This is a genomic window from Halomonas sp., assembly GCF_033549285.1.
Lineage (GTDB): Bacteria > Pseudomonadota > Gammaproteobacteria > Pseudomonadales > Halomonadaceae > Halomonas.
Map to the genome: position 1 here is coordinate 1 of NZ_JAWSUJ010000136.1, position 7857 is coordinate 7857.

The window sequence follows — 7857 nt, forward strand, 5'->3', positions numbered from 1 at the left end:
GACGAGGCAGACGAGGCAGACGAGGCAGACGAGGCAGACGAGGCAGACGAGGCAGACGAGGCAGACGAGGCAGACGATGACGCCGGAACGGCCGAGGGCGTGCAATGATAAGCCTGCTTGCATTACACGGCGGCGGTTCGGACAATCCGCTCAGGCTTCTCCCGGATGCACAGACCCATGCACCAGAACATCGGCTTCCAGCTGTCCCGCGTGCCGCGCCTGTGGCGCGCCGTCATCGACCGGCGACTGGCGCCGCTGGGCCTGACCCAGACTCGCTGGATCACCCTCTACCACCTCTGGCGGCTCGGTGACGGCCAGCCGCAGTGTGACCTGGCCCGCGCCATCGGCGTCGAGGCGCCCTCGCTGGTCCGCACCCTGGACCAGCTCTCCGAGCAGGGGCTGATCGAGCGGCGCGGCTGCGAGCAGGACCGCCGCACCAAGCGCATCTACCTCACGCCCGAGGCCACACCCCTGCTGGAGCAGATCGATGCGGTGGTCAGCCAGGCGCGCAGCGAGATGCTGGCCGGCCTCGACGACGCGGAGGTCGCCCAGCTGGCGAGCCTGCTGTCGCGCATCGAGGAGAACGGCCTGGCGATCCAGGCCCGCGAGGATGCACAGTGACCGTGCTCAGGCGCGCGGCCCCTCCAGGGGCACCTCCTTCTCGGGATGGTCGGGACGCCCGGCGAGGGCGTCACGCAGGGCCGTGAAGTCCTCCAGGTAGCTGGAGAAGCGCTCGGTATCCTGCGACTCCCACCACCAGAGGCCGAGGGCCGCCCGGTTCGACTCCAGCACACTGGCATCCAGCGGCAGGCGCGTCAGCAGCGCCTCGAGGGGCGCCTCGGCCGCCGCCGGCAGGGGCCGGAGCGGCTCGAAGCGCCAGTACCAGCCATGCCGGAACGGCTTGAGCGCCGGCCCGGCCTTCGCATCTCGCACCAGCGTGAAGTCGGGCCCCGGCTGTTGCGGCGGATAGGGCCAGCGGTAGTGGGGCATGACGCCCCTGGCTTCATGAAAGGGTGGCTTGTCCAGCTTGACGGTGACGCCCGCCCGGCTCATGGCCGTGCGCATCCGCGCCACCCGCTTCTGGCGCGGGTTCGGCTTGAGCCAGAGTAGCGGTGAGATCACCAGCATCACCGCGACGAGAATGATCAACCAGGCCATGCCGTTCTCCCTGTGAATCTTGATGCAAGTCGTTGTCTTGTCACGCGAGCCGTCCTAGAGTGGAAGCATCCCCAAACACGCTGGATGCTGTACGGAGAGTCACACCATGAGCAACGAATATCGTCATGTCCTGGTCGCCGTCGACCTGACCAAGGACTCCCACAAGGTCCTGGAGCGGGCGATGCAGATCGCCGACCGCAACCAGGCCAAGCTGTCGATCATGCATACCCTGGAGCCGCTGGGCTTCGCCTATGGCGGCGACATCCCCATGGACCTCACCAGCATCCAGGACCAGCTCGACGAGCACGCCAAGCAGCGCCTGGCGGAGATCGCCGACACCCATGTGCCCAAGGAGAACCAGCACGTGGTGGTGGGCATGCCCGATACCGAGATCCACCGCTTCGCCGAGGAGCATGACGTCGACCTGATCGTGGTCGGCTCCCACGGCCGCCATGGCTTCGCCCTGCTGCTCGGCTCCACCTCCACCGGTGTGCTGCACGGCGCCCAGTGCGACGTGCTGGCCGTGCGGGTGGGGGCCAAGGGCGAGAAGAGCGAAGAGTAACCACCCTCTTGCACCCGACAGACCGCAAGGGCGCCCCAGGGGCGCCCTTGCGGTTTCGGGCCCTACGCCGGCGACGCCTCGCCCTGTCACTCTCCTGCCGCCATCGCCTCCAGTTCCATCCAGCGCTCCATGGCCGCTTCCAGCTCGGCCTGGGTATCGTTCAGCGACTGCAGGGTCGCGGTCACGGTCTCGGCATCCTGCTGGTAGAAGGCCGGGTCGCCGACCCGTGCCTCGAAGGCGGCCACCTCGCCCTCGAGGCGCTCGATCTCGGCCGGGAGGCCGTCGAGCTCGCGCTGCAGCTTGTAGGAGAGCTTGACCGGGCGGTTCACCGGGGCAGCCTCGGCGGCGGCCCTGGCCGGTGGCGGAGTGTCGCCCGCCGCCGGGGCCGCGGGTTCGGCCTGCTGGCGCGCCGCCCCCTCCCAGGGGGCCGGGGGCAGCCTGCCCCCCTGGCGTACCCAGTCGCTGTAGCCGCCCACGTACTCGCGCACCCGCCCCTGGCCCTCGAAGGCCAGCACGCTGGTCACCACGTTGTCCATGAAGGCGCGGTCGTGGGAGACCAGCAGCAGGGTGCCGTCGAAGTTCAGGAGCAGTTCCTCGAGCAGCTCCAGGGTCTCGACGTCGAGGTCGTTGGTCGGCTCGTCGAGCACCAGGACATTGGCCGGCTGGGTGAACAGCTTGGCCAGCAGCAGGCGGTTGGACTCGCCCCCGGAGAGCGCCTTGACCGGCTGGCGCACCCGCTCGGGGGTGAACAGGAAGTCCTGCAGGTAGCTCATCACGTGGCGGTCGCGGCCGCCCACGGCGATGCGATCGCTACCCTGGGCCACGTTGTCGTAGACGCTCTTCTCCGGCTCCAGCCCGGCGCGCAGCTGGTCGAAGTAGGCGACCTGCAGCTTGGTCCCGAACTGCACCTTGCCCTCGCTCGGCTCGAGCTCGCCGAGCAGGATCTTGAGCAGGGTCGTCTTGCCGGCACCGTTGCGGCCGCCGCGCTGGATCTCGAGGCTCAGGTCATCGATCACCACCTCGTCGCCGAAGCGCTGGGTAACGTGCTCGAGGCTGACCACCCGCTTGCCGCTGCGCCCACCGCTGTCGACGGAGATCGAGGCCTTGCCCTGGCGTTCGCGGCGCTCGCTGCGCTCCCGACGCAGCTGCTCCAGCGCCCTCACCCGGCCCTCGTTGCGGGTGCGCCGCGCCTTGATGCCCTGGCGAATCCAGGCCTCCTCCTGGGCGAGCTTCTTGTCGAACTCGGCATGCTCCCGGGCCTCGACCTCCAGCTCGTGGTTCTTCTGCTCCTGGTAGGCGGCGTAATCCCCGGGGTAGCGGCCCAGGCGCCCGCGATCGAGCTCGAGGATCGCCGTGGCGAGCTTCGAGAGGAAGGCACGGTCGTGGGTGATGAAGAGCACGGCGCCATTGAAGTCCAGCAGCTGCTCTTCCAGCCAGGCGATGGTGTCGAGGTCGAGGTGGTTGGTGGGCTCGTCTAACATTAGCAGGTCGGGCTCGGCGACCAGCGCCCGGGCCAGCGCCACGCGGCGCCGCCAGCCGCCGGAGAGCGCGGCCATCTCGGCATCGGCGGGCAGCCCCAGCCGGGTCAGCACCACGTCGATGCGCTGGTGGAAGGACCAGCCGTCGATCGCCTCGATCCGCGTCTGCAGCTCGGCCATGCGGCGCATGTCCGGCGCCTCGTCGTGGATCAGGTGGTGGTACTCGGAGAGCAGCTCGCCGGCCTCGGGGAGCCCCTGGGCCACCACGTCGAAGATGGTCTGGCCGGTGGCATCCGGCAGCTCCTGGGCGAGCACCCCGATCTTCAGCCCCGGCGCCCGCCAGATGTGGCCGCCGTCGGCCTGGATCTCGCCGGCGACCAGCTTGAGCAGGGTCGACTTGCCGGTGCCGTTGCGCCCCACCAGGGCCAGGCGCTCGCCCTTCTCCAGCACCAGGTCGGCGCCGTCGAGCAGCACTTGGGTGCCGTAGGCCAGTTGCAGCTGTTCCAGACGTAGCAGGGTCACGCGCTCACCTCTTCATTCATCGAGGGCGCTAGTGTAACGCATGGCCGGCCCGGCGTGGCGACGGGTACAATGCGCGCCTGATCCCAGAAGGAGTTTCGCCTTGGTTGCCCCGACCGACACCTTCGACGACGTCCTGCCCGAGGCCCTGCGCTTCACCTCGCCCGCCCCGCTGGTGGACATCGGCGCCAACCTGACCCACGAGAGCTTCGCCCGGGACCTGCCGGCGGTGCTGGCCCGCGCCCGGGCGGCCAACGTCACCACCCTGATCCTCACCGGCACCGACCGCGAGCACGCCGAGCAGGCCGTGGCGCTGGCCCGGCGCCACCCGGGGCTCTTCGCCACCGCCGGGGTGCATCCCCACGACGCCAGCCGCTGGGACCCGACGCTCGCGCGGGCGATGCGCGACCTGCACCGCCAGCCCGAGGTGGTGGCGGTGGGCGAGTGCGGCCTGGACTTCAACCGCAACTTCTCCACCCCCGCCGAGCAGGAGCGCGCCTTCGAGGCCCAGCTCGGCCTGGCGGCGGAGAGCGGCAAGCCGCTGTTCCTCCATGAGCGGGACGCCGGGCGCCGCATGCGCGAGATGCTGCACGCCTGGCGAGACGATATCCCCGACGCCGTGGTGCACTGCTTCACCGCCGACCGCGAGACCCTCTACGGCTACCGGGACCTTGACCTGCACATCGGCCTGACCGGCTGGCTGTGCGACGAGCGTCGCGGCCACCACCTGCGCGAGCTGGTCAGCGAGATCCCCCTGGACCGGCTGATGGTGGAAACCGACTGCCCCTACCTGCTGCCGCGCAATTTACCTGCCAAACTCAAGGGCAGACGCCACGAACCGGCGCTGCTGCCCTGGATCGTGCGGGAGATCGCCCACTGGCGGGGCATGGACGAGGCCGAAATGGCCCGTGCCACCACCGCGACCGCGCTCGCCTTCTTCCGCCTGCCGGCAGGCGAGGCGCACCGCGCCACCGAACATGAGGAGCCCTGACATGGCCGGCCCCGAGCACAAGGAGATTCCCGGCTTCATCGCCGTCGAGACCGGCGAGGACGGCGGACTGCCGCTGGCCATCGCCTGGACGCTGCCCGATGGGCGGGTCAAGCACACCCTGATCCAGCCGGACGACGACTGGCTGGACAGCGAAATGGTGTCGCTTGGCGAGTACAGCCTGGAGGAGCTCAACAGCATGGGCGTGAGCCCGCTGGACGTGATCCGCGAGCTGGAGAATGACCACTTCAGCGCCACCCTCTACACGGCCGGCGTGAGTGATGACGAGGCGGCGATCTCGCGGCTCTTCGACACCTACGGCCTCGACCCCTTCGTGGAACTGGCCCCGGCAGACAGCCTCTACCAGGAGCTCGAGCCCGGCGACTGGGCCAGGGCCCGGGGCGAGCTCTTCGGCGAGCTGGGCCTCGAGCCGCTACGCCCCGAGCACGAGGTGGCGGTGATGCTCAACCTGCACCAGCGCCTCGACCCGGGGGTCGCGCCCCCCGAGGCCAGCCCCTTCGATGGTCGCCTGCTGGACGGTGACGACGTCGACGACTGAGCGGGCCCATGCCACTAGGCCCGCGACCGGCCCAGCAGCTCCCGGGCCCGCTCGACGATGCCCGCCACCGAGGGCAGCGTGACCGTGGCGGCCGGCCCCAGGGCGATGAAGCTGTCCTCGGCGGTCAGCCGCGCCAGGCGCTCGCCCGCCACGCCGCGCTCGACCAGGCCGGTGATCAGCTCCTCGCTCGGCGAGCCCGAGCGCCGGCACTCGTCCACCACCAGGATGCCCGCACAGTCGGCCACCCGGCGATGCAGGGCATCGTGGTCGATGGCGGTGAGCCAGCGCAGGTCGATGAGGCGCAGCGCGATGCCCTCGGCCTCAAGGCGGTCGGCCGCCTGTCGTGACAGGTGCATCCCGTTGCCGTAGCTGACGATGGCCAGGTCGCGCCCCTCCCCCCATTGGCCGAGCTTGCCCACCGCCAGGCGGTAGTCCGGGCCCGGGTCGGCGCAGCAGCCGCGCTCATCCCCCTCCTCCAGCAGGTCACGGGCGTGGTAGCGGGCGATGGGCTCGAGGACCACCACCAACCGCTGCTCCTCGTCGGCCAGGCGGACGGCCTCCTGCAGCAGCCCCACCGCCTCGGCCCCGTCGGACGGGCAGGCCACCAGCAGCCCGGGGATGTCGCGCAGCACGGCAATCGCATTGTCGTTGTGGAAGTGGCCGCCGAAGCCCTTCTGGTAGCCGAGCCCGGCGATGCGCACCACCATCGGGTTGGTGTACTGGCCAGCGGAGAAGAAGCTCAGGGTGGCCGCCTCGCCGCGCAGCTGGTCCTCGGCGTTGTGCAGGTAGGCGAGGAACTGGATCTCGAGGATCGGCACCAGGCCGCTCTGGGCCAGGCCGATCCCCAGCCCCAGGATGCTCTGCTCGTCGAGCAGCGTATCGATCACCCGGTGCGGGCCGAACTGCGCCTGCAGGCGCTGGGTGACCCCGTAGACGCCGCCCTTGCGGCCGATGTCCTCGCCGGCCATCACCAGGTGCGGGTAGCGGGTCATCAGCCTCGCCAGCGCCTGGTTGATCAGCCTGGCCATGGGGGCCGGGGTGGCATCGACCTCCCCCTGCCAGGGTTGCTGCCGGCCGGGGCGCGGCGGCGGCACGATGCTCGCCATGACCTCGGCGGCGCTCTCGAGCCGGGGGCGCTGGATCACCGCCTCGGCCTCCCGGGCCACCCGCTCGCCGATCGTCCGGTAGCGCTGGGCGATCTCCTCCACGGAAAGCACGCCGTGGCGACGCAGCAGCCCGGCGCTGACCAGCAGCGGGTCGCGGGCCTCGTCGGCCTCGATGCGCGCGGCCGACAGGTAGGCCTGCTGGGCATCGGAGCCGGCATGGCCGAACAGGCGCACGCAGTGCATGTGCAGGAATACTGGCTGGCGACGGGTGCGGGCGATGTGCGCCGCCTCGCGGGCCACCTGCCAGGTGTCCAGCAGGTCGAGGCCGTCGCAGGCAAGATAGTGGAAGCCGGGGCGGGCACGCATGCTGGCGGCCACCCAGCCGGGTGGCGTGGGCATGGAGATGCCGATGCCGTTGTCCTCGCAGACCATCACCAGCGGCATGGGCGCGCCCTGCCAGGCGGCCCAGCCCGCGGCATTGAGGGCGCCCTGGGCGGTGGAGTGGTTGAAGGAGGCATCGCCGAAGCTGCAGATCACCACGCTGTCCGTCGGCCACTCGCCGCCACCGCCCAGGCGACGCCACAGGCCGAGGCTGTGGGCTGCCCCCACCGCCTTGGGGAGGTGGGAGGCGATGGTGCTGGTCTGCGGCGGGATGTTGAGCGCCCTGGAGCCCAGCACCTTGTGGCGCCCGCCGGAGATCGGGTCCTCCGACGAGGCGGTGAAGCTCAGCAGCAGGTCGCGGATCGGCGTCTGGCCCGGCACGGTGCGGCTGCGCTGGATCAGGAAGGCGGCATCACGGTAGTGCAGGAAGGCGGGATCGGTGGGGCGGAAGGCGCGGGCGATGGCGGCGTTGCCCTCGTGGCCGGCACTGCCGATGGTGTAGAAGCCCTCGCCCCGTGCCTGGAGCCGCCGGGCCTGGAGGTCGAGGTGGCGACTGGTCAGCTGGGACTCGAAGAGCTCGACGAGCGCCTCGGGGGCGAGCCCGGCCGCCTCGAGGGAGCGCTCGTGTGACGGCGCGGGCCAGGTATCGTCATGCAGGGCGGCGAGAAAGCGCTGTTCCTGGGGCAGGGAATCGGCCACGGTCGGCCTCCGGTCGGCTGGACACTGCCCTACAGCCTAGTCGATCGCCTCGACGGGCCGCGATCCCGCCGATGCGAGCCGACGGTGCCCGGCCGCCACGGCCTGCTCGAGGCTGGCCCCTTCACGGTAGAAGGCCACCAATGCCTGGCGAAAGGCCGCCGCACGCCCCGGCAGCCCCTCGCGCAGGTAGCGCTCGGCGCGCGCCTCGACCCGCGCCTGGAAGCCCTCTCGGTCGACCTCCACCTCGCCCAGGTTGTCGACGCTGACGTTGAAGGGCAGGCCGCAGGCCTCGGAGAAGAGCCGCTCCAGCGCCTGGGGCGCCACCTCCACCGCCTCGAAGTCGCGCTGCTGGCGGGCATCCCTGCCGTCGGGCAGGTACCAGTAACCGTAGTCCTCGAGCCGTCGCC

Annotated in this window: 8 protein-coding genes; 4 read left to right on the top strand and 4 right to left on the bottom strand. The window is 70.8% G+C overall.

Annotated elements, in window-relative coordinates; translation table 11 throughout:
• The first annotated feature begins 177 nt into the window (after window positions 1–177).
• The gene (gene slyA / locus SCI24_RS19730) at window positions 178–621 is read left to right on the top strand and encodes a transcriptional regulator SlyA (protein WP_318727002.1); all 444 of its coding nucleotides are present in this window, start codon (window positions 178–180) and stop codon (window positions 619–621) included.
• A gap of 6 nt (window positions 622–627) precedes the next feature.
• Here the strand turns inward: slyA and SCI24_RS19735 are convergent, their stop codons facing one another.
• Window positions 628–1158, bottom strand: coding sequence for a preprotein translocase subunit YajC (locus tag SCI24_RS19735; protein WP_318727003.1), 531 nt, complete (start codon window positions 1156–1158; stop codon window positions 628–630).
• 106 nt (window positions 1159–1264) lie between these two features.
• On the opposite strand from SCI24_RS19735, the gene SCI24_RS19740 reads away from it, so the two are divergent.
• Window positions 1265–1720: a universal stress protein gene (locus SCI24_RS19740; RefSeq protein WP_282733638.1), complete on the top strand. Its 456-nt coding sequence runs from the start codon at window positions 1265–1267 to the stop codon at window positions 1718–1720.
• An 86-nt stretch (window positions 1721–1806) separates the two neighbouring features.
• On the opposite strand, the gene SCI24_RS19745 is transcribed toward SCI24_RS19740, so the two are convergent.
• A complete protein-coding gene (locus SCI24_RS19745) occupies window positions 1807–3720 on the bottom strand; it encodes an ATP-binding cassette domain-containing protein (protein ID WP_318727004.1) in 1914 nt (637 codons plus the stop codon).
• Window positions 3721–3820: 100 nt separating this feature from the next.
• Here SCI24_RS19745 and SCI24_RS19750 point away from each other — a divergent pair, with 100 nt between their 5' ends.
• Both SCI24_RS19750 and SCI24_RS19755 read left to right on the top strand, forming a co-directional pair.
• Complete coding sequence (locus tag SCI24_RS19750; RefSeq protein ID WP_318727005.1) at window positions 3821–4708, top strand: TatD family hydrolase; 888 nt, start codon at window positions 3821–3823, stop codon at window positions 4706–4708.
• Between the two features lies 1 nt (window position 4709).
• Window positions 4710–5264 carry a hypothetical protein gene (locus SCI24_RS19755; RefSeq protein WP_318727006.1) on the top strand — a complete coding sequence of 185 codons (555 nt, stop codon included), beginning with the start codon at window positions 4710–4712 and terminating at the stop codon, window positions 5262–5264.
• Between the two features lie 14 nt (window positions 5265–5278).
• Here the strand turns inward: SCI24_RS19755 and SCI24_RS19760 are convergent, their stop codons facing one another.
• Window positions 5279–7450, bottom strand: a complete 2172-nt coding sequence (locus tag SCI24_RS19760; RefSeq protein ID WP_318727007.1) for a thiamine pyrophosphate-dependent enzyme — start codon at window positions 7448–7450, stop codon at window positions 5279–5281.
• A 36-nt stretch (window positions 7451–7486) separates the two neighbouring features.
• Window positions 7487–7857: elongation factor P hydroxylase (locus SCI24_RS19765; RefSeq protein ID WP_318727008.1), on the bottom strand; the 371-nt coding region annotated here is incomplete at its 5' end.